This window comes from Sphingobium cupriresistens LL01, assembly GCF_001046645.1.
In the GTDB taxonomy this organism is placed as follows: domain Bacteria; phylum Pseudomonadota; class Alphaproteobacteria; order Sphingomonadales; family Sphingomonadaceae; genus Sphingobium; species Sphingobium cupriresistens.
This window is the reverse complement of the sequence record NZ_KQ130434.1, coordinates 1,686,791-1,711,325: the sequence shown is the minus strand read 5'-3', so window position 1 is coordinate 1,711,325 and position 24,535 is coordinate 1,686,791. Positions and strand designations below refer to the sequence as shown.

18 protein-coding genes and 2 pseudogenes are annotated in these 24,535 nt (G+C 61.7%); 17 read left to right on the top strand and 3 right to left on the bottom strand.

The annotated features are described in order from the left end of the window. Positions 1 to 2: 2 nt before the first annotated feature. Positions 3 to 704: an alpha/beta fold hydrolase gene (locus V473_RS08295; protein WP_066605334.1), complete on the top strand. Its 702-nt coding sequence runs from the start codon at positions 3 to 5 to the stop codon at positions 702 to 704. A gap of 262 nt (positions 705 to 966) precedes the next feature. Here the strand turns inward: V473_RS08295 and V473_RS08290 are convergent, their stop codons facing one another. Further along, positions 967 to 2,382 carry a helix-turn-helix domain-containing protein gene (locus tag V473_RS08290; protein WP_066602508.1) on the bottom strand — a complete coding sequence of 472 codons (1,416 nt, stop codon included), beginning with the start codon at positions 2,380 to 2,382 and terminating at the stop codon, positions 967 to 969. Between the two features lie 125 nt (positions 2,383 to 2,507). Here V473_RS08290 and V473_RS08285 point away from each other — a divergent pair, with 125 nt between their 5' ends. The 7 genes from V473_RS08285 to V473_RS08255 all read left to right on the top strand — a co-directional run bounded on the left by V473_RS08285 (position 2,508) and on the right by V473_RS08255 (position 12,252). Next, on the top strand, positions 2,508 to 4,040 hold the full coding sequence (locus V473_RS08285; protein ID WP_066602506.1) for an acyl-CoA carboxylase subunit beta: 1,533 nt from the start codon (positions 2,508 to 2,510) through the stop codon (positions 4,038 to 4,040). 114 nt (positions 4,041 to 4,154) lie between these two features. Further along, positions 4,155 to 4,592 (top strand): methylmalonyl-CoA epimerase, encoded by a 438-nt coding sequence (mce, locus tag V473_RS08280; protein ID WP_066602502.1) that lies wholly within the window; start codon positions 4,155 to 4,157, stop codon positions 4,590 to 4,592. Positions 4,593 to 4,753: 161 nt separating this feature from the next. Beyond that, positions 4,754 to 6,907 carry a methylmalonyl-CoA mutase gene (scpA, locus tag V473_RS08275; RefSeq protein WP_066602499.1) on the top strand — a complete coding sequence of 718 codons (2,154 nt, stop codon included), beginning with the start codon at positions 4,754 to 4,756 and terminating at the stop codon, positions 6,905 to 6,907. Beyond that, entirely contained in the window at positions 6,907 to 7,920 is a 1,014-nt protein-coding gene (gene bioB, locus V473_RS08270) for a biotin synthase BioB (protein WP_066602496.1), read from the top strand. The genes scpA and bioB overlap by 1 nt, the downstream gene beginning before the upstream one ends. A gap of 193 nt (positions 7,921 to 8,113) precedes the next feature. After that, entirely contained in the window at positions 8,114 to 10,114 is a 2,001-nt protein-coding gene (locus V473_RS08265; protein ID WP_066602493.1) for an acetyl-CoA carboxylase biotin carboxylase subunit, read from the top strand. Between the two features lie 96 nt (positions 10,115 to 10,210). Beyond that, positions 10,211 to 10,582: a tRNA-binding protein gene (locus V473_RS08260; protein ID WP_066602490.1), complete on the top strand. Its 372-nt coding sequence runs from the start codon at positions 10,211 to 10,213 to the stop codon at positions 10,580 to 10,582. A gap of 80 nt (positions 10,583 to 10,662) precedes the next feature. Continuing rightward, positions 10,663 to 12,252, top strand: a complete 1,590-nt coding sequence (locus tag V473_RS08255) for an MFS transporter (RefSeq protein ID WP_066605331.1) — start codon at positions 10,663 to 10,665, stop codon at positions 12,250 to 12,252. Positions 12,253 to 12,268: 16 nt separating this feature from the next. Here the strand turns inward: V473_RS08255 and V473_RS22840 are convergent. After that, positions 12,269 to 12,421, bottom strand: a pseudogene (locus V473_RS22840) (IS5-like element IS711 family transposase); the annotation flags it as partial. A gap of 97 nt (positions 12,422 to 12,518) precedes the next feature. Between V473_RS22840 and tnpA the strand changes: the two are divergent. Continuing rightward, positions 12,519 to 12,938, top strand: coding sequence for an IS200/IS605 family transposase (gene tnpA, locus V473_RS22835; protein WP_082679017.1), 420 nt, complete (start codon positions 12,519 to 12,521; stop codon positions 12,936 to 12,938). Positions 12,939 to 13,079: 141 nt separating this feature from the next. Here the strand turns inward: tnpA and V473_RS08245 are convergent, their stop codons facing one another. Further along, positions 13,080 to 13,637 (bottom strand): TetR/AcrR family transcriptional regulator, encoded by a 558-nt coding sequence (locus tag V473_RS08245; protein WP_066602484.1) that lies wholly within the window; start codon positions 13,635 to 13,637, stop codon positions 13,080 to 13,082. A 158-nt stretch (positions 13,638 to 13,795) separates the two neighbouring features. Between V473_RS08245 and V473_RS08240 the strand changes: the two genes are divergently transcribed. The 8 genes and pseudogenes from V473_RS08240 to V473_RS08205 all read left to right on the top strand — a co-directional run bounded on the left by V473_RS08240 (position 13,796) and on the right by V473_RS08205 (position 24,525). Then, a complete protein-coding gene (locus tag V473_RS08240) occupies positions 13,796 to 14,902 on the top strand; it encodes an acyl-CoA dehydrogenase family protein (RefSeq protein ID WP_066602481.1) in 1,107 nt (368 codons plus the stop codon). Beyond that, positions 14,899 to 16,089 carry an acyl-CoA dehydrogenase family protein gene (locus tag V473_RS08235; RefSeq protein WP_066602475.1) on the top strand — a complete coding sequence of 397 codons (1,191 nt, stop codon included), beginning with the start codon at positions 14,899 to 14,901 and terminating at the stop codon, positions 16,087 to 16,089. The genes V473_RS08240 and V473_RS08235 overlap by 4 nt, the downstream gene beginning before the upstream one ends. 50 nt (positions 16,090 to 16,139) lie before the next feature. Beyond that, positions 16,140 to 17,255: an NAD(P)-dependent alcohol dehydrogenase gene (locus tag V473_RS08230; protein ID WP_066602472.1), complete on the top strand. Its 1,116-nt coding sequence runs from the start codon at positions 16,140 to 16,142 to the stop codon at positions 17,253 to 17,255. After that, the gene (locus V473_RS08225; protein WP_066602467.1) at positions 17,252 to 18,592 is read left to right on the top strand and encodes an aldehyde dehydrogenase family protein; all 1,341 of its coding nucleotides are present in this window, start codon (positions 17,252 to 17,254) and stop codon (positions 18,590 to 18,592) included. Before V473_RS08230 ends, V473_RS08225 begins: the two co-directional genes overlap by 4 nt. 20 nt (positions 18,593 to 18,612) lie before the next feature. Further along, entirely contained in the window at positions 18,613 to 20,916 is a 2,304-nt protein-coding gene (locus V473_RS08220) for a CaiB/BaiF CoA-transferase family protein (RefSeq protein WP_066602465.1), read from the top strand. After that, positions 20,913 to 21,719: a crotonase/enoyl-CoA hydratase family protein gene (locus V473_RS08215; RefSeq protein WP_066602460.1), complete on the top strand. Its 807-nt coding sequence runs from the start codon at positions 20,913 to 20,915 to the stop codon at positions 21,717 to 21,719. Before V473_RS08220 ends, V473_RS08215 begins: the two co-directional genes overlap by 4 nt. Position 21,720: 1 nt before the next feature. Beyond that, entirely contained in the window at positions 21,721 to 23,238 is a 1,518-nt protein-coding gene (locus tag V473_RS08210; protein WP_330219412.1) for an acetyl-CoA acetyltransferase, read from the top strand. A 512-nt stretch (positions 23,239 to 23,750) separates the two neighbouring features. After that, positions 23,751 to 24,525, top strand: a pseudogene (locus V473_RS08205) (SDR family NAD(P)-dependent oxidoreductase). The last annotated feature ends 10 nt before the right edge of the window (positions 24,526 to 24,535 follow it).

Below are 24,535 nucleotides of genomic sequence, written 5' to 3'. Positions count from 1 at the left end.
ACATGGTCGGTTTTGAACGTCTCACTTTCTTGCCTGGCCTCCTGTGCGATGGCCGGATATTTTCGCCGCAACAGGCCCGTTTCGACGGCGCGCTGGTGATCGATGGATTTGGCGCGCGGCGCTCGATCGAGGAAATGGCCAGGCACGTCATCGACGTTGCGCCACCGCGCATGGCGCTACTTGGTCATTCGATGGGGGCGCGGGTCGCGCTGGAAGTCTATCGCGCCGTGCCTGAACGGGTGGAACGGCTCGCGTTGGTCAGCACGGGTATTCACGGGGTGCAGCCGGGCGAAGCAGCCAAGCGTCATGCCTTGCTTGAGCTGGGGCGAAGTGCGGGAATGGCAGCGTTGGTGGATCGCTGGCTCCCACCGATGGTAGCGTCGGGGCGCGTCACCGATCAGGCACTTATGACGCCACTTCGTACGATGGCGATCGACCAGGGCGTGCCGGTTTTCGATGCCCAGATCCAGGCGCTGCTCGCACGCCCGGAGGTCGAATCTCTCCTGCCAACGATACACTGCCCGGTGCTCGTTGCGGTCGGCAGCGACGATGTGTGGAGCCCGCCCACCCAACATCGCGATATTGCAGGCAAGATATCGGGATCGACTCTCCGCATTGTCGCGGGCGCAGGCCATATGCTTCCCGTGGAGGCTGGGGACGCGCTGAACCTGGCTATCGAGGAATGGCTCGCATTGCCTATGTGAATCCTGCCGCTAACGCGATCGTGAACGATTGGAAAACTGATGGTGCATATTTTGGAAAATGGGCGGGGCTATGGCGCTGACGATCTGCGCGATATTCCGGGAACGCAACATTTTCTGGCAACTCGCGAGGATTTGGCATTTTGAATGTCGAGCCTGCCGTTATGCTTGGTCCGCAATTTCACATGCGCCAGTCTTTGATCCCTCATCGTGGGGGGCTACATAGGATATTCTATTTGGGATATGCAGTTAGATAATTACCTTCTCACCCGATCCAATAAGGCACGATCTGGCGGTTGTCCGGGTCCACATGGATCGGTCGGTCCGCAGGCGGGAAGGCGCGCTGGTCGCAGCTTTGGCGGGGGCAGAGGCGGCAGGTGATGCCGATGGGGGTGGCGGCGCCTTCCTCCTGTAAATGCAGGCCGTCGGCATAGACGAAGTTGGCGGCGTGGGCGACTTCGCAGCCCAGCACCACGGCGTAGCGGCGCGGGGTGCGCTTGTAGCTACCCGAAGGCTTCACCAGCCCCTTCGCCATCGATACGTAGCGCACGCCGTCCGGGGTCTCGCCCAGTTGCACGTTGATGCGATCCGGCACGGCCACGGCTTCATGCACGTTCCATAGGGGGCAGGCGCCGCCGAAGCGGGCGAATTGCAGGCGGGTGGCGCTGTGCCGTTTGGTGATGTTGCCAGCCATGTCGACGCGGCAGAAGAAGAAGGGGATGCCGCGCAGGCCGGGTCGTTGCAGGGTGGACAGGCGATGGCAGGCCTGTTCGAAGCTGACGCCGAAGGTGCGGGCGAGCCGATCTATATCGTGGCGCATCGTCCGCGCCGCTTCCCGAAAGGGGGCGTAGGGCATGAGCAGCGCGCCCGCAGCGTAATTGCCCAGGCCGATCGCCAGCAGGCGGTCGGCGCCGGGAACAGGCAGCGCGGCCTTGTTGACGACATCGGCGATCACCGCCTGCCCCTCCAGCATCAGCAACTGGTGGGAGAGCATGAATTTGCGGCTTTCGGTCGGCAGCGCGGCGTTGACGAATAGGCGCTTGTCTGCGCGGGTGTAGCTGCGCAGCGAGGAGCCGGGAGTGTCGGCGATCAGCGTTTCGATGCCGTGGCGGCGGGCCAGCGCCTCCACCAACATGCCTTCGTCCAGGGATTGCCCGGCGGTGAAGCTTTCGGCCATGTCTTCGGCCAGGCAGTCGATGCTGTGGACATAGTTTCCGGCTTCGTGAAACCAGTCGCGCGCGGCTTCCCAGGGGAGGCGGGCCTGCACCTCGTGATCGTTGGCGATCGCCTCCTCGATCATGTTGATGCGTTCGTTGGCGCGCATATGGGCATTGTAGAGATCGACGTAGCGGGCGGCGAATTCGGGGAATTGCAGGTGCAGCTTCTCGATCCGCTCCGGCTCCATCTGGTTGCCGGGCAGTTCGGGATGGCCGAGCGCATATGTGAATGCGCCCAAGAGCTGCTCATCCTCGCGGCTGTCGAAACTGGCCCAGTCGGTGGGGAAGGCGCTGGCGAGCGCGGCTTTGACCTTGGCGGTCAGGGGGCGATCGTCATTTTCCATCTGCGAAAGATAGGATACGGATATGCCCAGCGCCTGCGCCATCATCGCCTGGTCCATCCGATGGTCCAGGCGCAGTTGGCGCAGGCGCGGGCCTGCGAAGATACGGTTGCCGCGTGCCATAAACCGCACCGTAATTTGCGAAGTCGTGATTTGCAATTTAGCAAATTTGCATTTGCGAAAAAAGGGAAAGCCCGCTTAGGGGTGGTTCAAGGCGGTTATTGCCGCAAATCTGGAGAGATGCCCGCATGTCGAAGCTCGCCATTATCGAACAGTTGGAAGCCAAGCGCGAAGGCGCGCGCATGGGCGGCGGCCAGCGCCGCGTCGACGCGCAGCATGGGAAAGGCAAGCTGACCGCGCGCGAACGGCTGGACGTGCTGCTGGACGAGGACAGCTTCGAAGAGCTGGACATGTATGTCGAGCATAATTGCGTCGATTTCGGCATGAACGAACAGCATATTCCGGGCGATGGCGTCGTCACTGGATCGGGCACGATCAACGGCCGGCTGGTGTTTGTGTTCAGCCAGGACTTCACCGTCTATGGCGGCGCGGTGTCCGAACGGCACGCGATGAAAATCTGCAAGATCATGGACATGGCGCTAAAGGTCGGCGCGCCGGTGATTGGCCTGAACGACAGCGGCGGCGCGCGGATTCAGGAAGGCGTCGCTTCGCTCGCCGGTTATGCCGAGATTTTTCAGCGCAATGTGCTGGCCAGCGGCGTGGTGCCGCAGATCAGCGTCATTATGGGGCCATGCGCGGGCGGGGCGGTCTATTCGCCCGCGATGACCGACTTCATCTTCATGGTGAAGGACAGCAGCTTCATGTTCGTGACCGGACCCGATGTGGTCAAGACGGTGACGAACGAAGTCGTGACGCAGGAGGAGTTGGGCGGCGCGGTGACGCATACGACCAAGTCCGGCGTGGCGGACGTGGCGTTCGAGAATGATATCGAGGCGCTGCTGGCGGTGCGCGATTTCGTGGACTTCCTGCCCGCGTCCAATCGCGAGCCAGTGCCGGAGCGGCCGAGCGCGGACGCATGGGACCGGATCGAGCCGAGCCTGGATACGCTGATCCCGGCCAACGCCAACCAGCCCTATGACATGCACGAGTTGATCCGCAAGGTGGTGGACGAGGGTGATTTCTTCGAAGTGCAACCCGCGCATGCCGGGAATATCCTGTGCGGGTTCGGCCGGGTCGAGGGCAAGACGGTGGGCATCATCGCCAATCAGCCGATGGTGCTGGCGGGCGTGCTGGACATTAATTCATCGAAGAAGGCGGCGCGTTTCGTGCGCTTCTGCGATGCGTTCGAAATTCCGATCGTGACCTTTGTCGATGTGCCAGGCTTCCTGCCGGGCACCGCGCAGGAACATAGCGGCATCATCAAGCATGGCGCGAAACTGCTGTTCGCCTATGCCGAGGCGACGGTGCCCAAGATCACGCTGATTACCCGCAAGGCCTATGGCGGGGCCTATGACGTCATGTCGTCCAAGCATCTGCGCGGCGATTTGAACTATGCCTGGCCGACAGCCGAGATCGCGGTGATGGGCGCGAAGGGGGCAGTGGAAATCATCTTTCGGGGCAAAACCGCGGACGAGATCGCCGAGCGGACGGCGGAATATGAAGGGCGTTTCGCCAACCCGTTCGTGGCGGCGAGCAAGGGCTTCATCGATGAGGTGATCCAGCCGCATTCGACGCGGAAGAGGATTGCGCTGGGCCTGCGGAAGCTCAAGAACAAGAGCCTGGAGAATCCGTGGAAGAAGCATGACAATATTCCGCTTTAACTAAGATCCGTTATTCCCGCGAAGGCGGGGATTCATATCCGGGCCTCGCGTCTTGGGATGGGGCGGGAGATAGATTCCTGCCTTCGCGGGAATGACGAAGTTTAGGAACGCTAGATGAAACTCGGTCGTCTCAATCATATCGGTGTCGCCACGCCGTCGCTTGAAAAGAGCATCGCTTATTATCGTGACGTGATGGGCGCGACGATCGCGCATGAACCGTTCGATTTGCCCGCGCAGGGGGTGAAGGTGTGTTTTGTCGATACGCCGGGTGAGAATGGGACCGCGGGGACGCAGATCGAGTTGATCGAGCCGTTCGACGCAAGCTCTCCGATCACCGCCTTCATCGCCAAGAACCCGGCCGGGGGGCAGCATCATATGTGCTATGAAGTGGCCGATATCCATGAGGCAAAGGCGTGGTTCGAAGGCCTGGGTAAACGGGTGCTGGGCGAGCCGCGCATCGGGGCGCACGGCACGCCGATCTTCTTCGTGCATCCCAAGGATATGAACGGGGTGCTGACCGAGATTATGGAGACGCCCAAGGAGGCGCATTAGTCGTCTCGCCCCTTTGTGGGGAGGCAGCAAGACTGGGGGCTGCGCAGCAGATCCTTAGTCGCAGCGGAGAGAGAGGCTCTCCAACTTCGGCTAGGCGGACAAGCCGCCAAGCCTGCGTATCCTCTCCCCCCCCCCACGGGGGGAGACAGTTGGGATGGAATATGACCGAGAAGCCGACGCTGGACCAATGGACCGCCGCTGCCGAGAAGGAAGTGAAGGGCAAGGATTTGACATGGGCGACGCCGGAAGGGATCGCTGTCAAGCCGCTCTATACCGCCGAGGACGTGACGGTCGATCCTGGCCTTCCCGGTTTTGCGCCATTCACGCGCGGGGTGAAGGCGAGCATGTATGCGGGGCGCCCCTGGACCATCCGCCAATATGCGGGCTTTTCGACGGCGGAAGCCTCCAACGCCTTTTACCATCGCAATCTGAAAGCGGGGCAGAAGGGGCTGTCGGTCGCGTTCGACCTGGCGACCCATCGCGGTTATGACAGCGACCATCCGCGCGTGACCGGCGACGTCGGCAAGGCGGGCGTGGCGATCGACACGCTGGACGACATGAAAATCCTGTTCGACGGCATTCCGCTCGATAAGATGAGCGTGTCGATGACGATGAATGGTGCGGTGATCCCGATTCTGGCCTTCTTCATCGTCGCGGGCGAGGAGCAAGGCGTCGATCGCAAGTTGCTCGACGGGACCATCCAGAACGACATCCTCAAGGAGTTCATGGTCCGCAACACCTATATCTACCCGCCCGAACCCTCAATGCGGATCATCAGCGACATTTTCGGCTATACCAGTCGCGAGATGCCCAAATTCAACAGTATCTCCATTTCCGGCTATCATATGCAGGAAGCAGGCGCGACGCAGGTGCAGGAATTGGCCTTCACCATCGCCGACGGCATGGAATATGTGAAATATGGCGTGGCGTCGGGCCTCGACATCGATAAGTTCGCAGGCCGCCTGAGCTTCTTCTTCGCGATCGGCATGAACTTCTTCATGGAGATCGCCAAACTGCGCGCCGCGCGCGTGCTGTGGCACCGGGCGATGACGGAGTTGGGCGCGAAGGACGAGCGGTCCAAGATGCTGCGCACCCATTGCCAGACGTCAGGCGTGTCGCTGACCGAGCAAGACCCGTATAATAACGTCATGCGCACCACGATCGAGGCGATGGCCGCGATGCTGGGCGGCACACAATCGTTGCACACCAACGCGCTGGATGAAGCCATTGCGCTGCCGACCGATTTTTCCGCCCGGATCGCGCGCAACACGCAGATCGTGATCCAGGAAGAAACCGGCATGACCAAGGTGGTCGATCCGCTGGGCGGCTCCTATTATGTCGAGGCGCTGACGCAGCAGTTGGTCGATGAAGCCTGGGCGATCATCGAGAAGGTCCAGGCCGATGGCGGCATGGCCAAGGCGGTCGCGGCCGGTTGGCCTAAGGCGATGATCGAGACGGCGGCGGCGGCGCGGCAGGCGCGGGTCGATCGCGGTGACGATGTGATCGTGGGCGTGAACAAATATCGCCTAGCCGCCGAAGACCTGCTCGAAACGCTCGACATCGACAATGCGGCGGTGCGCGAGGGGCAGATCGCGCGGATCAACAAGGTGAAGGCGGAGCGCGACAGCGCCCAATGCGAGGCGGCGTTGCAGGCGCTGCGCGATGGGGCAGCGGCGCCCGCGAGCCTGGAGAACAATCTCCTCGCGCTCGCCGTGGAATGCGCCCGCGCCCGCGCGACGCTGGGCGAAATTTCCGCCGCGATGGAAGAAAGCTTCCAGCGCTATGGCACGCAGCCGACGCCGGTGAAGGGCGTCTATGCCGCGCCTTACGAAGGCGACAGCCGCTGGCAACAGGTACTTGATGGCGTGCAGGCCGTCGAGCGGCGCCTCGGTCGCAAGCCCAAACTCCTCGTCGCCAAGATGGGGCAGGATGGGCACGACCGGGGCGCCAACGTCATTGCATCGGCCTTTGGCGATCTGGGGTTCGACGTGGTGTCCGGGCCGTTGTTCCAGACGCCCGACGAAACCGTGGTGCTGGCGTTGCAGAGCGATGTCGATGTGGTGGGCGCATCGTCGCTGGCGGCGGGCCACAAGACGCTGATCCCCGAACTGATCGGCAAGCTGCGTGAGCAGGGGCGCAGCGACATCAAGGTGATCGCGGGCGGGGTCATCCCGCCGCAGGATTATGACTTCCTTCGTGACGCGGGCGTCCAGGGCATTTATGGGCCGGGTTCCAACGTCGTGGAGTGCGCGGCCGACGTGCTGCGCCTGCTCGGCCATAACATGCCCCCTGCGGGGATCGAGGAAGCCGCGTAATGAACACCCCCTCTACCCTTACTGCCCGCACCGACTGGACTCGCGCCGAAATCGCCGCGCTGTTCGACCTGCCGTTCAACGATTTGATGTTCGAGGCGCAGGCGATCCATCGCGCGAATTTTCCGCGTAACGAGGTGCAGCTTTCGACTCTGCTGTCGATCAAGACCGGCGGTTGCCCGGAGGATTGCGGCTATTGTAACCAGTCGGCGTCGGCGGAAAGCGGTTTGAAGGCCGAAAAGCTGATGAGCGTGCAGGCGGTGATGCAGGCGGCGGCGCAGGCGAAGGATGCGGGCAGCTCGCGCTTTTGCATGGGCGCTGCCTGGCGCAACCCCAAGGAGCGGGACATGCCCGCCATCGTCCAGATGGTGCAGGGCGTGCGCCAGATGGGCATGGAAACCTGCATGACGCTGGGGATGCTCAGCGAAGGGCAGGCGAAGGTGCTGGCCGACGCTGGCCTGGATTATTACAACCACAATATCGACACGTCGCCTGAACATTATGAGAAGGTGATTACCACGAGGACGTTCGATGACCGGCTGGAAACGCTGGAAAATGTCCGCAATTCGGGAATCAACGTCTGTTCCGGCGGGATCGTTGGCATGGGCGAGACGCGCGAGGACCGCGTCGGCTTCCTCCACGCGCTGGCGGTGCTGCCGGCCCATCCGCAGAGCGTGCCTATCAACGCGCTGGTGCCGGTCAAGGGCACGGTGTTGGGCGACATGCTGGCCGACACGCCGCTCGCCAAGATTGATGAGATCGAGTTTGTGCGGACGGTGGCGGTCGCGCGGATCGTGATGCCGGAGAGCATGGTGCGCCTGTCGGCTGGGCGTGAGAGCATGTCCGATAGCTGTCAGGCGCTCTGTTTCATGGCCGGCGCGAACAGCATCTTCACCGGCGACAAGCTGCTGACCACTGCCAATGCTGGCGACAATGCCGACGCGGCGCTGTTCGCCAAGCTGGGCGTCGTACCGATGCAGGCTGAAATGAAGGTCGACTTGGAGGCGGCTGAATAAGTTGATCCGCTATTTGGGGTGTTTGGCGATCGCCATCGCAATTCTGGCAGCGGTTTTTTGGATCATCGTCGAAACGGGCATGTTCATGCACGGCGACTGAAATCATCTGTTCGCTTCGAGCAAAGTCGAGAAGAAGTTCTCGACGCGATCGAACCGAACGGAGTTTAGAACTAGGACTGGGACAGGGAATAAAATGGCAATCACCAAGATCCTGATCGCGAACCGTGGCGAAATTGCGTGTCGTGTCATGCGTACGGCCAAGAAGATGGGCATCAAGACCGTCGCGGTCTATTCCGATGCCGATGCGCGCGCGCCGCATGTGCTGATGGCAGATGAAGCCGTGCATATCGGCCCGTCGCCCGCCGCGCAGTCTTATCTGATCGCCGACAAGATCATCGCGGCGTGCAAGGCGACTGGCGCGGACGCGGTCCACCCCGGCTACGGCTTCCTCTCGGAGCGCGAGAGCTTCCGCAAGGCGCTGGACGCGGAAGGCATCATCTTCGTCGGGCCGCCCGCCAATGCGATCGCGGCGATGGGCGACAAGATCGAGTCCAAGAAGCTCGCGCTTGAAGCGGGCGTGAATGTCGTTCCCGGCTACGTCGGCGTGATCGACGATACCGAACATGCCGTGCGCATCTCCAACGAGATCGGCTATCCAGTGATGATGAAGGCATCGGCTGGCGGCGGCGGCAAGGGGATGCGGCTGGCCTATAGCGAACAGGACGTGCGCGAAGGCTTTGAAGCGACCAAGCGCGAGGGGCTGAACAGCTTTGGCGACGATCGCGTGTTCATCGAAAAATTCATCGAAAGCCCGCGCCATATCGAAATTCAGGTGCTGGGCGACCAGCATGGCAATATCGTCTATCTGAACGAGCGCGAATGTTCGATCCAGCGCCGCCATCAGAAGGTGGTCGAGGAAGCGCCTTCGCCCTTCGTCAGCCCCGAAATGCGCAGGAAGATGGGCGAACAGTGCGTCGCGCTGGCCCGCGCGGTTGGCTATTTCAGCGCGGGGACGGTCGAACTGATCGTCAGCGGTGAGGACAAGACCGGGGACGGCTTCTACTTCCTGGAAATGAACACCCGGTTGCAGGTCGAGCATCCCGTTACCGAGGAGATCACCGGCGTCGATCTGGTCGAGCAGATGATCCGCGTCGCCAATGGCGAGGCGCTGTCGTTCGGGCAGGCGGACGTCAAGATCAACGGGTGGGCAATCGAGAACCGCGTCTATGCCGAAGATCCCTATCGCGGCTTCCTCCCGTCTACCGGTCGTCTGATCCGTTATAATCCGCCCGAAACCGGCGCGGACGAGAGTGGCGCGCTGATCCGTGTCGATGACGGCGTGGAGGAGGGCGGCGAAGTCTCCATGTTCTACGATCCCATGATCGCCAAGCTGATCACCTGGGCACCGACACGGCTGGAGGCGATCGACAAGCAGATCGAGGCGCTCGACAAGTTCGAGATCGAGGGGCCAGGGCATAATATCGATTTCGTGTCGGCGTTGATGCAGCATGAGCGATTCCGGTCGGGCAATATCACCACCGGTTTCATCGCGGAGGAATATCCCGACGGATTCCAGGGCGCGCCCGCGTCGCCCGAATTGCTGGTGCGGTTGTCGGCGATCGGCGCCTTCGCGGCGATGGCGCAGGCGGATCGGGCGCGGCGGATCGACGGGCAGTTGGGCAAGCGGCTCAGCCCGCCGACCGGATGGCAAGTCAAGATCGGGGACGCGATCCATGACGTCATGATCGACGGCGACGAGGTCAGTGTGGATGGCGAAGAAATCGACATGGCGCTGGAATATACGCCTGGCGACCGGCTAATCGAGGCGGAGTTTGGCGAAGACGATCTGGCGGTGCGGATCGCGCCGGTGCGGTCTGGCTTTATGCTCACCGCGCACGGGGCCAGTCATAAGCTGCGCATCCTCCCCGCCCATGCTGCGCCCCATGCTAGCCATATGATCGAAAAGATTCCGCCAGACCTGTCGCGCTTCCTGATCTGCCCGATGCCGGGCCTGCTGGTCGCGCTCCATGTGGGGGCGGGCGACAAGGTCGAGGCCGGGCAGCCGCTCGCCGTGATTGAGGCGATGAAGATGGAGAATATCCTGCGCGCGCAGAAGGCGGGGACGGTCAAGAGCGTGTCGGCCGCGCAGGGCGAAAGCCTGGCGGTGGACGCGGTGATATTGGAGATGGAATAAGGGCGCTGCGTTTTCCCGCGAAGGCGGGAATCCAGTTAACCTTTCGGACTGGATTCCCGGCTTCGCGGGAACAAGTGGCTCTGTTATGCAGCGGTCATGCATCTAACCCATGATCCCGCCGCGCCCGCCGCCGATATGATCAACTTCGAGGATTTCCTGAAGGTCGATATCCGGGTCGGCACGATCGTTTCGGCGGAGCCTTATCCCGAAGCGCGCAAGCCCGCCTTCAAGCTGTTGATCGATTTCGGTCCGGCGATCGGGCAAAAGCGGTCCAGCGCGCAGATCACCGAAAACCACGCATGGGAGGATTTGCCGGGACGGCAGGTCGCGGCCGTGGTCAACTTCCTACCGCGCCAGATCGGCAAGTTCATGTCGGAAGTGCTGACGCTGGGCTTTGCCGACGAAGCAGGCGCGGTCATGCTGTTCGCGCCGGACAGGACGGTGCCGAACGGATCGCGGCTGTTTTAATTTTCGCCGCTGGTCATACTGCGCTTGTCGAGCGGCCACACCTTTCCGCATAGAGGAGACGAATGGCGGGCGAGGGCGGGATGAGCGAAGCGGTCAGTAGCGATTATGTGATGGATGCCAAACGGGATCGGCTGGTCATTACCGCGTCTGCGCTGGGCACCGTGTTCGAATGGTATGATTTCTATATCTACGGCGTGCTGGCGCCGATCATCGGGCGGACCTTCTTTCCCACCGACAATCCCACCGTCGAATTGCTCTATACGCTCGCGGGGTTCGCGATCGGTTTCGCCTTCCGGCCGATCGGGGCGGTGCTGTTTGGCTATCTGGGCGACCGACTGGGACGGAAATATACGTTTCTAGCGACCATCGTCCTGATGGGCCTGGCGACCGCCGGGGTCGGTTTGACGCCGTCCGCCGCGAGTATCGGCATAGCGGCGCCCATCATTCTCATTGGTTTGCGGATCGCGCAGGGGCTGGCGCTGGGCGGCGAATATGGCGGGGCGGCCATCTATGTCGCGGAACATGCGCCGCCGGGGAAGCGCGGTTTTTACACCAGCTTCATCCAGGCGGGGGTGATCGGCGGGTTCATCCTGTCGCTGATCGTCGTGGTGGGGACGCAGGCGATCGTGGGCGAGGCGGTGTGGGAGGCATGGGGCTGGCGCATTCCCTTCATCCTGTCGCTGGCGCTGCTGGCGATTTCGCTCTGGATGCGGCTGATGCTGCGCGAAAGCCCGGTGTTCCTGGCGATGAAGCAGGCGGGCGCGCAGGCGAAGAACCCGGTCAAGGAGGCCTTCACCGCGCCGGGGAACAAGAAACGGATGTTCGTCGCGATGATCGGCATCGCGGCGGGCTTTACCGTCATCGCCTATACGGTGATGTTCCAGGCGCTCTATTTCCTGCAGAACGGCCTGCATGTAGCGGCGGGGGTGGCGCAATTGCTGGTGGGCGGCAGCGCCTTCATCGGCATGGGCGCGTTCATCTTCTTCGGCTGGCTTTCCGACCGGATCGGGCGAAAGAAGCCGATCGTGATCGGCTATGCGCTGGTGCTGCTGCTGGCGGTGCCGCTCTATCAGTTCATGGGCGCTACCGCGAACCCGGCGCTTACGCAGGCGGCGCAGCGCGCGCCGGTGGTGGTGAGCGGTCCCGATTGCCGGTTCGATCCCTTTGCCAAGGTGCAGCCGACCGCGTGCGGCAAGCTGCTCGACCATTTTTCCAAGCGCGGCATTCCCTATGACAAGCGGGATGGCGCGACGCCCGCGGTGGCGATCGGCGGCGTGGCGGTGGCCGACCTGAGCGCTGAAGGGCTGGACGCGGCGCTGGGCGCGCGGGGCTATGATTTCGGCGCGGTGACGCCGGACTGGCCGCGCGCGATGACGGTGTTCGCGGCGTTGCTGCTGCTGTGGACGCTGTCGGGAGCGACCTATGGGCCGGTGGCGGCTTTGCTGTCGGAATATTTTCCGGCTCGCATACGCTATAGTTCGTTGTCGATCCCCTATCATATCGGGACCGGCTATTTCGGCGGCTTCCTGCCGCTGGTCAGCCAGTATATCGTCGCGCGGACGGGGAATCCCTATGCCGGGCTATGGTATACGCTGGCGATCGTGGCGCTGGCGTTGGTGACTTGCCTGGTCGCCTTGCCGGAGACGAAGGGTCGATCGCTCGACGCTTAGGCGCTGTCTGCATTGAGCGTATCCAGATCATGGCGCATGTGAGATGGACGAAGCCCATGATGCGGCGATGGTTTTTCTCGCATCGCAGGGCGATCCTGCGTTCGAGTTTGTTGAAGAAGCATTCGAGTTGATGGCGCTCCTTGCAGAGCTTCCAATCGATGGGCGGCACACGTCTCCACGATCTCTGCGCCTCCGCGCGAGAGTCCTCCATAATGATAAACTCCTCCGACTTCAGTCGGATACAGACTTCAGCCCTGGACTCGGCTATGGGCTATAGCAGCGTTTGTCACACAATATTGGATCATCGCTATCATCTCTTCTGGGTACCGAAATATCGGTTCAATGTGCTGCATGGCGAGGTGCGTCTGCGGGTTCGCGAGATTATCCGACAGGTCTGTGCCGAAATGGGCGTGACGATCGTCCACGGCGCGCTTTCGCGCGATCACGTCCACATGTGCGTCGAGATACCCTCGCATGTCTCGGTCAGCGACTTCATGCGCCGGGCCAAGGGGCGGTCATCGCGTAAAATCCACCAGGAGTTCGAGCATATTCGCAAGCGCTACTGGGGCCAACGCTTCTGGCAACGCGGCCACTTCTCGACCACATCCGCACGATCACAGATGACACTATCCTGCGCACCTCGACAAACACATGGCCACAAAAATGGCTTCAGCCCTGCGCCATGATCCTACCGGCCTCAGCTGGTCAGTCATTCAGGGCTCAACGAACCGACTTTGCCAGTCAACAAACGTAAAGAGGCGATATCTCCTTCAGGCCAAGTTTACGCGCAACATGCCAGATTCAAGAGCGAGATCGTCACTCGGTCATCAGCTATCTGATTTCCCCAAAAGTTGCGCCCCAAGCAAAACCACATCGACCATTGCTTTAAGAAATATGTTGGCGTTCGCCAGCATTCGGTCGCGCAGATGGGATGGCGTCGATACAATGTGATTGGTAATCCCTCCAATAAGCAGGTCCATGATGAGGCCTGGCTTCGCTTCCGCGGGCAGTTCACCACGATCGAGCGCGCGCCTGACGATGCCTCTCCCTTGCAGCACCATCATTTCACGATAGGGCGCCGCAAATGCGCGGACGTCAGGAAACCGGCGGGCATCGGTTCGCAACTGGAGAGCAACTTCTCCATAGGTTCCCGAAAATACGTCAAAGGTGCGTGTTGCTAGCGCCAGCAGATCGTCCCGGATATTTCCATTATCGATGGTGATGATCCAATCGAAGCGTTGCATCAAAGCCGATTCCAACAAGGCTTCGCGCGTTTTCCAGCGCCGATATAGGGCGTCTTTGCTGACATTGGCGCCGCGCGCGACCCCCTCCAGATTGAATCCCTGCCAGCCCATCCGCCCATATAGCAAGAGCGCGGCATCCATGATCCGCGCTTCGATGGCTGGATTTCTTGGCCTACCTCGGCCGACCCGCGGGCCGTCATCAGACGCATTAAAGGTCACTTGAACAGATACCTCAAATCATATACCGACGACATCCGTCTGGTAATTACGAAAATCTGAAATAACAGGAGAGCGGCGGCATGACCATGATTAGTCCCGATGAACGGGCGGCTATGCGCGAAGGCTTTGGGCGGCTGCTCGCGGAGAAGTGCGTCGAGGCCGATGTTCGCCGCGTGATGGCCACGCAAAGCGGCAACGACCCTGCCCTGTGGACCGCCATGGCGGACATGGGGATCACCGCGCTGATGGTGTCTGACGAGCATGGCGGCATCGGCGCGGGTGCGGTGGAAATAGAGGAGATCATGGAGGAAGCGGGCGCCGCGTTGCTGGCTGGTCCCCTTCTGTCCAGCGCGTTCATCGCGGCGAGCCTGATCGGGCTTTCGCACGATGACGATGCCAAGGCGCGGTTGTTGCCCACCATCGCTTCGGGCGAAAAGATCGTCACGGTCGCCTTTACCGGCGACAGCGGAAGCTGGGATGTGCCGGGCGTGACGGTGACGGCACAACTGCAGGGAAATCAGTGGATATTGAACGGCGCGGCATCCTTCGTTCTGTCGGCCAATCTCGCCGACATGCTGCTCGTCTTTGCGCAGACCCCAGACGGGCTTGGCTGTTTCGAGGTCGATCCCGCCCATGTGCAGATCGAACCGCTGCAAAGCTGGGATCCGTCCTTGCGCCTGTCGAAGATCATGTTCGGCCAGACGCAAGCGGTGCATCTTGCAGGCGTCAACGACGCCACGTTCGAACAGACGCTCGACATTGCGCGGGTCGCGCTGGCCGGCGAACAGGCGGGCGCGTGCCGGAGGATATTCGACATCACGGTCGATTATCTCAAGACTCGCGTGCAGTTCGGCAGGCCAATCGGCGGATTTCAGGCGATCAAACATATGGCGGCCGACCTGTTGATCGAGGTGGAATCCGCCACATCTGCCGCGCGGGCTGCCGCGCGAGCGCTCGACGCCGATGCGCCGGACAAGGATGTGCTGATAAATTTGGCCGCTTTCGCCTGCGCCGACGCCTTTTCGCAGGTCGCGGCGACCGCGATCCAGATGCACGGCGGGATCGCCTTCACCTGGGAACATCCTGCCCATCTTTACCTGCGTCGGGCACGGGCGGACGCACAACTGTTCGGACAATCGGATGCGTACCGCGAACGCTTCGTCGCGGCGATGGAGAAAGCAGCATGAACAGTGATGCAATGACCATAGGAGATGAAGTCCGCGCCTGGCTCGCGGATCATTGGGATGCCGAAAGCCGGCGCGCCAAGGCTGGCGGCTCGCTTGCCGAATGGATGGATCAGGTGATGGAGGCCGGATGGGCCGTGCCCAGCTGGCCGACCCAATGGTGGGGTCGCGGACTGGACAAAAAGTCCGTCAGCGCCATCGTCAATGAATTTCGCAAGGTGGGCGCGCCCGGCGCCGGCCAGGACCGGACCAATATCACCGCAAACAGCGTGATGCAGTTCGGCAGCGACACGCTCAAGCGCAAGATCATTCCCGAATTTCTGACGGGCCGGGCGCATCAGTGCCTGCTCTATTCGGAACCGGGCGCGGGGTCTGATCTGGCGGCGGTACGCACGCGGGCCGATTTGCAAGGCGATCATTATGTCGTCACCGGACAAAAGGTCTGGACGTCGGGCGCGCGGAATGCGGACTATGGCCTGTTGATCGCACGCACTGACTGGGATGTGCCCAAGCATGAAGGGCTTAGTTTCTTCATCATCGAAATGCGCCAGCCCGGCATCGAAATCCGCCCGATCAACCAGATCACCGGCGACAGCCACTTTAACGAAGTGTTCCTGGATGGCGCGATAGTACCGGCCGAAAATCGCGTCGGCGACGAAGGCCAGGGATGGAAGGTGATGCAAACCGCGCTGGCCGTCGAACGGCTGGTGATGGGCGATGGCGCAGGCGAGCGACGGCAGGGGTCGTCCAAGAATAATGTCGTCAGCCTGATCGATATTGCCCGCGAGACAGGCAAGATCGACGATCCGGTCGCGCGCCAGGACATCGCGCAGGCCATGGCCTATCGTCAGCTCAATGCGCTCAATATGCTGCGTGCAAAGCAGGACATGGCCCAGGGCACGGCGTCACCCATCATGTCGCTGGGCAAGCTGGCGATGAGCCGCATCCTGCATGAGGATGCCCGTGTGATGACAAGGCTGCTGGGCGCTGAGTCGATGCTGGACGGGGCGGACCATGCGCGCGCGGCGGACATCAATTATCGCACCGCCAATGCCTACATGACCTCCATCGGCGGCGGCACCGATCAAATTCAGCGCAACATCATCGGCGAACGTGTGCTTGGCCTGCCACGCGAAACAGAAGCCGACCGTAACCTGCCTTTCCGGGAATCCCGCGCCGTCACCGGCTGATCGGATCGTTACGACTGCAAGAAGCCACCAATATTTTCGGGGTGCATGATATGGAAATCCAAGCCGCCGTTGCGCATGGCAACGGCCAACCTTTGATGATCGAGGCGATAGACCTGGACGAGCCGCAGGCGGACGAAATTCTGGTGCGGATCGTCGCGACCGGCATTTGCGGGACAGATCTTGGCATATTGAGCCACGCGCCACTGCCATGGCCCGCCGTGCTGGGCCATGAAGGGGCAGGCATTGTCGAGCATGTGGGCAGCGCCGTCACAGGCATCACGCCCGGCGATCATGTCGTACTGACGACGACGTCGTGCGGACGCTGCGCGACCTGTCAACAGGGGCAACCATCATTCTGTATGCGTTTTCGCGCCGTCAATATGTCCGGCGGGCGGCGTGCAGACGGCAGTTGCACCCATCATCAGCATGGCAAACCGGCCTTTGGCGGCTTCCTCGGCCAATCCTCCTTCGCGGCCTATGCCCTGGCGACTGAGCGCAACGCGATTCGGATCGACAAGGATCTGCCGCTCGACGTGATGGCGCCCTTCGGCTGCGGCATCCAGACCGGGGCGGCGGCGGTTCTCAACACGCTCAAGGTGCAGGCTGGCAAAAGCCTGGTGGTATTTGGTGCAGGCGCGGTCGGGCTTTCGGCGCTGATGGCAGCCAAGATCGCCGGTTGCGGACCTCTCATCGTCGTCGATACCAAGGCGGATCGCCTTGCGCTGGCCATGGAACTGGGCGCCACGCGCACGATCAATCCGCAGGAAGAAGATGCCGTGGCGCTGCTCCAGGCCGACGGCGGTGTGGGTTATGCCGTCGAGGCGACGGGCATCGCGTCGGTCATGGAAAATGCGGTGAACGCGCTCGGCGTCAACGGGGTCGCCGTACTGGTCGGCGTCGCGCCAGGGCAGAAGGTCGCGATCGATCCGACCGCTCTCCAGAGCCGCGGCCTGACCGTCATGGGAACAATCATGGCCGGGCGCGACGGTGTGCCAGCCCTGTTCGTGCGCAAGCTCATCGAATTTTGGAAGGAAGGCAAGCTGCCGGTCGAAAAGCTGATCCGTTACTATGAATTTTCCGAAATCAACGAAGCGATCGCGGCAGCCAAGGACGGATCGGCGGTCAAGCCGATCCTGCGCCTGCCGTTGAATGGAGAAACAGCATGAGCGTCGTCGAGTTCGATCAACAGGCAATCGAGCGCGCCTTTGCGGCGCAGCGCGCCAATCGCGTTGCCCTCAAGCGGCGGTCGGCCGACGAACGGATCGCACGGCTGACGGCTTTGCGCGCGGCGATCGTCGCGCGCACCGATGCCATCGACCGGGCGCTTAACCTCGATCTGCGCAAGCCGCTTGCCGGCGCGCGCAATAACGAAATTGGCTCGGTGTTGGCGGAAATCGACACGGCCTGCGCCGAACTGGCCGTCTGGATGGCGCCGCAGCGGATCGAGCCATCGCCGCATTTCGCTGGCAATGACACATTTATCCAATATGAGCCGCGCGGCGTCGTTCTGCTGCTGGGACCATGGAATTTTCCCTTCTCGCTGGTTTTCGCCCCGCTCGTGCCGATTATCGCGGCGGGCAACGCCTGCATCGTCAAGCCCAACGAAATGCAGCCGCATACGTCCGCGCTCACTGCGCAGATCATCGCGGACGTGTTTCCCGAAAATGAAGTGGCCTGTTTCGAAGGCGGCGTACCGCTGGCCGAGGCGCTTCAGGATTTGCCGTTCGACCATGTGTTTTTCACCGGCAGCCCGGCCATCGGCAAGCGGGTGATGGCGGCGGCGGCCAAGCATCTGACCAGCGTGACACTGGAATTGGGTGGAAAATGTCCCGCGATCCTTGACGCCGATTATCCGCTGATGGACGCCGCTGGCAAGATCGTCGCCGCCCGCTTCAACAATGCCGGGCAGCTCTGTCTGTCGGTCGACCATGTCTGGGTGCCCAGGGCGCGGCGCGACGAGCTGGTCGCTATGCTCGGCGCCGCTGTCGACAAGATGTTCTATGTGGACGGCACGTTCCAGAAGGACCGCCTTGCCCGCATCGTCGACGCGCGCAATTTCGCGCGGGTCCAGGGCCATGTCGATGAAGCGGTCGCACATGGCGCCACCGTCGCGAAGGGCGGCGCTACTCAGATGGACGACCTTACCATCGAGCCGACGATCGTCATCGATCCGCCGCTGGATGGCGGCCTGATGCAGAACGAAATTTTCGGGCCTGTCCTGCCGGTCATCGCCTATGACGATGTGGACGAAATTGTCGATCAGGTGGACCGGACGGGCAAGCCTCTGGCCATGTATCTGTTTAGCCATGACCAAGGCTTTGTCGATGACATACTCGATCGAACATCCTCTGGCGGTGTGACGGTCAATCATGTGCTGATGCACTATGCCGAACATAAGCTGCCCTTTGGCGGTGTGAACGGCAGCGGCATGGGGCGTTACAAGGGCATTTACGGCTTTCACGAACTGTCCAACGCGCGATCGATATTCGTCCAGAAGAAATAAGCTGCGGGGAGCAGGATGACATGACGGAAGCTGATATGGCCTTGGGCGGATCAATGGCTGGCGACCGGCCATTGGCGGGTGTCCGCCTAATCGATCTTGTGTCGGGGCCGATGGGGTCGATTGCCCGCGCCTATGTCGAGCTTGGCGCGGATGTTGTGCGGATCGAACCTGTAGCGGGCGCGGATGATCGTCGCAGCGGCATGTGCGTGAATGGCACAAGCATAGATTTCGTCACGACGAATCTTGGCAAGCGGTCCGCCACGCCCGATCGCTTCAATGCGCTAGTGACGGACGCCGACATAGTGATCGCGCCGCGCGGTACGATCGACGTCGATGCGCTGATGACGGCCTATCCCGCGCTGGTCATATTGTCCGTGTCCGATTTTGGCGACACGCCCCATTTCCGCGAATGGATCGGCTCTGGTCCCGTTTTCCATGCACTTTCCGGAGAATTGTCGCGATCGGGCATTCCGGGTCGCCCGCCCCTGCTGCCACCCGGAGATCTGGCGATCGCCTGTGCTGCGGTGCAGGCCGCCTATGCCAGCCTGGTCGCCTATTGGCAGGCTCTGATGACGGGGCGCGGCGATCATCTGGATTTTTCCGTGCTGGATGGCGCAACTCAGGCGCTCGATCCGGGCTATGGCATCGCCGGCAGCGCAACGGCCGGCGTGCCCGCCAGCAAATTGCCGCGTGGCCGCCCCGAAGCGCGCTTCATGTATCCGATCCTGCCTTGCGCGGATGGTTTTGTGCGCATCTGTGTGCTGGCGCCGCGCCAATGGCGGGGCATGTTCGAATGGATGGGACAGCCGGAAGAATTTGCCGATCCGGCGTTCGACAAACTGCAAAACCGTTTTGCCTCGAAAAGCTTGTTGCCCGCCATTGCACGCTTCTTCGCGGGGAAAAGCCGTCGCGAAGTGGAACAGGAAGCCGAGCGTTTCGGTGTACCCGCCGCCGCCGTGCTGGACCTGGACGAGGCGCTGGTGACCGATCAGATCATGGCGCGACGCGCCTTCGTGCCGACCGCGATCGCGCCCGGAATTATAGCGCCCGTGCCCGATGGCGTCATTGAAATCGACGGGGTGCGGATGGGTGTCGCCGGGCCTGCGCCCGCGCTGCCCCAACCCGACATTCGGTGGCACCCGCGCGCGCCCCAGTCGCACAAAAGAAGCGGTGGCGACCGTCCCTTCAGCGGTCTGAGGGTACTGGATTTCGGCGTGATCGTCGTGGGGGCAGAAGGGGGACGACTGCTCGCCGACCAGGGCGCCGACGTTATCAAGGTCGAAAGCTCCGCCTTTCCCGACGGCAGCCGCCAGAGCCGCGTTCCCGGCCTGATCGCGCCCACCTTCGCCACGGGGCATCGCAACAAACGCAGCCTCGGCCTCGATATGAAAGACCCGCGTGGCAAGGCATTGTTGCTCGATCTGATCCGCCAAAGCGACGTCATATTGTCCAATTTCAAGGGCGGTACGCTCGAATCGTTGGGCCTGGATTATCAATCGCTTAAGGCCATCAATCCCGGCATCATCGTAGCGGATAGTTCCGCGTTCGGGCCTACCGGTCCATGGTCGCGCCGCATGGGCTATGGTCCGCTGGTCCGGGCATCGGCAGGCTTGACGATGCAATGGCGCTATCCTGGGGAAGCGGACAGCTTTTCCGACGCCATCACCGTCTATCCCGATCATGTCGCGGGGCGGATCGGCGTGATCGGCGTGATCGCCCTTCTGATCCGGCGTCTGCGTACCGGACGCGGCGGGCAGGTGAGCGTCAGCCAGGCAGAAGTGATGCTGAGCCACATGGCGTCCAAAGTCGCGGCCGAAGCCATCCAGCGTGCCGGTTTCGCGATAGACAATGATGCGCCGACATCGACAGTTTATCCCTGTGCGGGGGATGATGAATGGTGCGTGGTAACGATCCGCAATGCGGCGGATGAAATCACCGTGGCGCAGGTCACGGGCGGATTGCCACTGGCGGACTGGCTGGCGACGCGGACGTCGCAGGATGCAATGGAAGCGTTACAGGCCGCTGCCATTCCCGCCGGCGCCATGTTGCGCGTGTCGGAGTTGCCGACATTCGACTATTATAGCGAACGCAGCTTCTTTCGCACTGCGGTCCATCCCCATCTGGACGACCCGTTTACGGTGGAGAACGCACCCATCGTGGCGGACCGCCTCCGCAACCCGCCCGACCGCCCTGCCCCTTTGCTGGGGGAGCACACCACAGAAGTGGTGCGCGAAAAGTTGGGACTGGCCGACGCGGACATCAGCGACCTTTTGGAAGCGGAAATATTGGAGCAGTTCGTGCTGCCACAGGAGAAGATGATATGAGCCAGACCTTGCCCGAAGACGCCGTCATCGTCGAACGACGCGGCCATGTCATGCTCATCACGCTCAATCGGCCAGCGGCGCGCAACGCGGTCAACCATGCCCTGTGGGTCGGCGTTGGTAGCGCATTGGCGGAGGCAGAGCGCGATGTCGACGTTCGCGTGGTCGTCATCACCGGCGCGGGGGACCAGAGTTTTTGTGCCGGTGCGGACTTGAAAGCCCTGTCGCGCGGAGAGCGGATTGCACCGGAAGATCCGGAACAACTGGGGTGGGGCTTTGCCGGCATTGTGAGCCACCCCATTTCCAAGCCGATGGTCGCGGCGGTCAACGGAACAGCGCTCGGCGGCGGCACCGAAATCGCGCTGGCTTGCGACCTGGTCGTGGCCGCCGATAGCGCCAGCTTTGGACTACCCGAAGTCAAGCGCGGCATATTGGCCGGTGCAGGCGGTGCGTTCCGCCTGGTTCAGCAATTGCCGCACAAGATCGCGATGGAAATGCTGTTGACCGGCGACCCCATCGACGCCGCACGCGCAATGGCGCTCGGTCTGGCGAACGCCGTGGTGCCGCGAGCGGACCTGATCGACGCCGCGCTTGCGCTGGCGGAGCGGATCGCGGCCAACGCGCCTCTGTCCGTGCAAGCCAGCAAGCGGATCGCGCTGGGGATTAAGGACGGTGCGATTGCCAGCGACGAAAGCCATTGGGCGGCGAACCGACGCGAAAGCGCATTGGTGATGCGGTCTGAAGATGCGCGTGAAGGACCGCGCGCCTTTGCCGAAAAACGGATGCCAAGCTGGAAGGGATGTTGAAATGACAGGGATGGCCCATGACCCAGAGTTGATCCCGGTAATCGTCGGTGTAGGCCAGATCAACGATCGTCCGGTCGACCCGCAAGCGGGGTTGGATTCCTTCGGTCTCATGGCGGCGGCGCTGGGCGCTGCGGATGCCGATGCAGGCGGCGGATGGCTGGCGGATCTCGATTCACTGGCGGTGGTGGATCAGATTTCCTTCCGCAAACTCAACCCGATTGCCCCGTCGCTGGCCGAGGCGATCGGCGCATCGCCAGGGCATATAGAACAGACTCCGATGGCAAGCGGCGACAGTCCCATATTGCTATTGAACGAAGCGGCAAACAGAATCGGGGCAGGCGAGATCACGATCGCCGCCATCGTCGGCGGCGAAGCATTGAGGACCGCTGCCCAGCGTGCCGCGCAGGAACAGGGCACAGCGATTTCCGCGCAAAATGCCTCCCGCGCGGCATCCACCCGCAAGACGCCCAATTTCCGCCAACGCTACGGCCTGACCGCGCCGGTCGATGTCTATCCGCTCTACGAAAACGCCGGTCGCGCCGCCTATGGACAAAGCCTTGCCGAAGGGCAGCGGGAATCCGCTGAGATATGGTCCCGCTTTTCCGAAGTCGCCGACAGCAATGACGGCGCCTGGATACATAAGCCCGCATCGGTCGATACGATCGAGACGCCGACGGCGGACAATCGGCCGATCGCCTTTCCCTATACGAAGCTGATGGTAGCCAATTCCTCGGTTAATCAGGGTGCGGGCTTCATCGTCACCAGCCTTGGAGAAGCGCGTCGACGCGGCGTGGCGGAAGATCGGATTATTTATGTCGGCAATGGAGCAGCAGCGCATGAATGCGACGATCCACTTGGCCGCAATCGCTATGACCGATCGCCCAGCATGGACGTGTCGATCCTCCGCACGCTGGACCTGAATGATGTCACCGTCGCCGACATCGATCTGGTGGAACTCTACAGCTGCTTTCCCTGCGTGCCGAAAATGGCACGCCGGACGCTGCAATGGCCGATCGAAAAACCCGCGACGGTGTTCGGCGGCCTGACCTTCGGCGGCGGTCCCATCGGCAATTATATGAGCCACGCCGTCGTCAGTATGGTGCAACGATTGCGCGAGAACGCGGGTCTGGGCCTTCTATTCGCCAATGGTGGTTTTGCTACCCATAATCATACCATAATATTGGGCAGCAAATCCATCGCGGCGGCGCATTTTCCCCGGAGCTTCGACTATCAGGCGGATGCTGACGCCCATCGCGGCGAAGCGCCGGCGCTGGTTGAAACTTATGTGGGACCAGCGGCGATCGAAACTTACACCGTACTTTATAACAGAGATGGGTCAATCAAACATGGCGTTGTCGTTGCGATCACGGTCGACGGTCGACGGACTTTAGCCAAAGTCCCGGCTGAGGAGAGCGCAACTCTTGATCTCCTTATCAGCGGAGATGTCGAACCTGTCGGGATGACGGGCGAGATAGCCGGAAACGCAAATGGGGATCAGATTTGGTTGCGAACAGGGTGATCACAGGTGAATGATATCTGACGGCAGGATGGCATTTCACGACTGCCCGCTTCCTGCGATTATGGATATAAAGCGGACGGCAGCGACACGGCCCGTCCTGTTGTCACTTGAAGCGGTCATTTGGCCGTCCAAGCATGAATCACAGTGATCTCTCGCTACAGATAATATTGTATATTATTTTGCTTAAGTCTTCGAACATCGTCCGGGTGGGTTGGCGGGCTTTGGCCCATCGTTTTGGCAATATCCAGATGACCACGGGGCTGCCCTATCGTTCAAGCACCCCCACATCTTGGCCTTGTCCGCACCATCTGAATAACGGGGATACCACAGGGCGCGACCTATTTTACGGAAGGGCTGCAATCTCGTTGTCTACAGGCTGGCAATTTCGATTGGTTCTGAACGAGGAGAAAGGTTGTCGTGAAAGGTCATTCCTTGTCACTCCTGGCCGTTTCCGGTTCGCCGATACGGTGCAAAAAATCGCGCTCGAAATATTCCATAAATCGGGGGCGGAAATGCAGATCAACGGTGAAGTCGTTGCAGTCGTTACGGGCGGAGCATCGGGGCTGGGCGAGGCAACGGCGAGAGCTCTGGCCGCAGCGGGCGCCAAAATAGCCATTTTCGACATGAGCGACGCCTCTGGTTCTGCTCTGGCATCGGAAATCGGGGGAATTTTCTGCAAGGTAGATGTGACGTCGGACGATCAGGTCGACGCGGGCTTCGCCAAAGCCCGCGCGGCCTTTGGGCAGGAGCGTATCCTGGTCAACTGCGCAGGGATCGCCAACGGCTTCAAGACAGCATCCCGCAACAAGCTGGACGAGGGAATCTCCCGTTTTCCGATGCGAGATCTTGAGCGGGTCGTTCAGATCAACCTGCTTGGCACGTTTCGCTGCATCGCCGCAGGGCATGTTGGACCTCGATCCGCTTGAGGACGGAGAACGCGGTGCGATCATCTGCACCGCAAGCGTGGCCGCGCAGGACGGGCAGATGGGGCAAGCCGCCTATTCCGCATCAAAGGCTGGCGTGCTGGGTATGACGCTGCCGATCGCACGCGATCTAATGGGGGAAGGCATTCGGATCAATAGCATTCTGCCGGGCTTGTTCCTCACACCCATGATGCGTGGCCTGCCGGAAAATGTGCAGGCGTCGCTCGGTGCGTCGGTCCCATTTCCCAAGCGTCTTGGCGCGCCGGAGGAATATGCCTCGCTTGCCCTGCACATGATCGGCAACCGCTATCTGAATGGCGAATCCGTTCGCCTTGATGGCGCGATCCGCCTCGGCCCCCGCTAAACAGTTGATC

Excerpts from the sequence above, each read along its gene's own strand:
- V473_RS08285 (WP_066602506.1), top strand. The coding sequence starts at position 2,508 with ATGTCGAAGCTCGCCATTATCGAACAGTTGGAAGCCAAGCGCGAAGGC.
- V473_RS08230 (WP_066602472.1), top strand. The coding sequence starts at position 16,140 with ATGGAAATCCAAGCCGCCGTTGCGCATGGCAACGGCCAACCTTTGATG.
- scpA (WP_066602499.1), top strand. The coding sequence starts at position 4,754 with ATGACCGAGAAGCCGACGCTGGACCAATGGACCGCCGCTGCCGAGAAG.
- V473_RS08245 (WP_066602484.1), bottom strand. The coding sequence starts at position 13,637 with ATGGATGCCGCGCTCTTGCTATATGGGCGGATGGGCTGGCAGGGATTC.
- V473_RS08210 (WP_330219412.1), top strand. The coding sequence starts at position 21,721 with ATGACAGGGATGGCCCATGACCCAGAGTTGATCCCGGTAATCGTCGGT.
- V473_RS08220 (WP_066602465.1), top strand. The coding sequence starts at position 18,613 with ATGACGGAAGCTGATATGGCCTTGGGCGGATCAATGGCTGGCGACCGG.
- V473_RS08255 (WP_066605331.1), top strand. The coding sequence starts at position 10,663 with ATGAGCGAAGCGGTCAGTAGCGATTATGTGATGGATGCCAAACGGGAT.
- V473_RS08225 (WP_066602467.1), top strand. The coding sequence starts at position 17,252 with ATGAGCGTCGTCGAGTTCGATCAACAGGCAATCGAGCGCGCCTTTGCG.
- tnpA (WP_082679017.1), top strand. The coding sequence starts at position 12,519 with ATGGGCTATAGCAGCGTTTGTCACACAATATTGGATCATCGCTATCAT.
- V473_RS08265 (WP_066602493.1), top strand. The coding sequence starts at position 8,114 with ATGGCAATCACCAAGATCCTGATCGCGAACCGTGGCGAAATTGCGTGT.
- V473_RS08215 (WP_066602460.1), top strand. The coding sequence starts at position 20,913 with ATGAGCCAGACCTTGCCCGAAGACGCCGTCATCGTCGAACGACGCGGC.
- V473_RS08240 (WP_066602481.1), top strand. The coding sequence starts at position 13,796 with ATGACCATGATTAGTCCCGATGAACGGGCGGCTATGCGCGAAGGCTTT.
- V473_RS08260 (WP_066602490.1), top strand. The coding sequence starts at position 10,211 with ATGCATCTAACCCATGATCCCGCCGCGCCCGCCGCCGATATGATCAAC.
- V473_RS08290 (WP_066602508.1), bottom strand. The coding sequence starts at position 2,382 with ATGGCACGCGGCAACCGTATCTTCGCAGGCCCGCGCCTGCGCCAACTG.
- V473_RS08235 (WP_066602475.1), top strand. The coding sequence starts at position 14,899 with ATGAACAGTGATGCAATGACCATAGGAGATGAAGTCCGCGCCTGGCTC.
- bioB (WP_066602496.1), top strand. The coding sequence starts at position 6,907 with ATGAACACCCCCTCTACCCTTACTGCCCGCACCGACTGGACTCGCGCC.
- V473_RS08295 (WP_066605334.1), top strand. The coding sequence starts at position 3 with ATGGTCGGTTTTGAACGTCTCACTTTCTTGCCTGGCCTCCTGTGCGAT.
- mce (WP_066602502.1), top strand. The coding sequence starts at position 4,155 with ATGAAACTCGGTCGTCTCAATCATATCGGTGTCGCCACGCCGTCGCTT.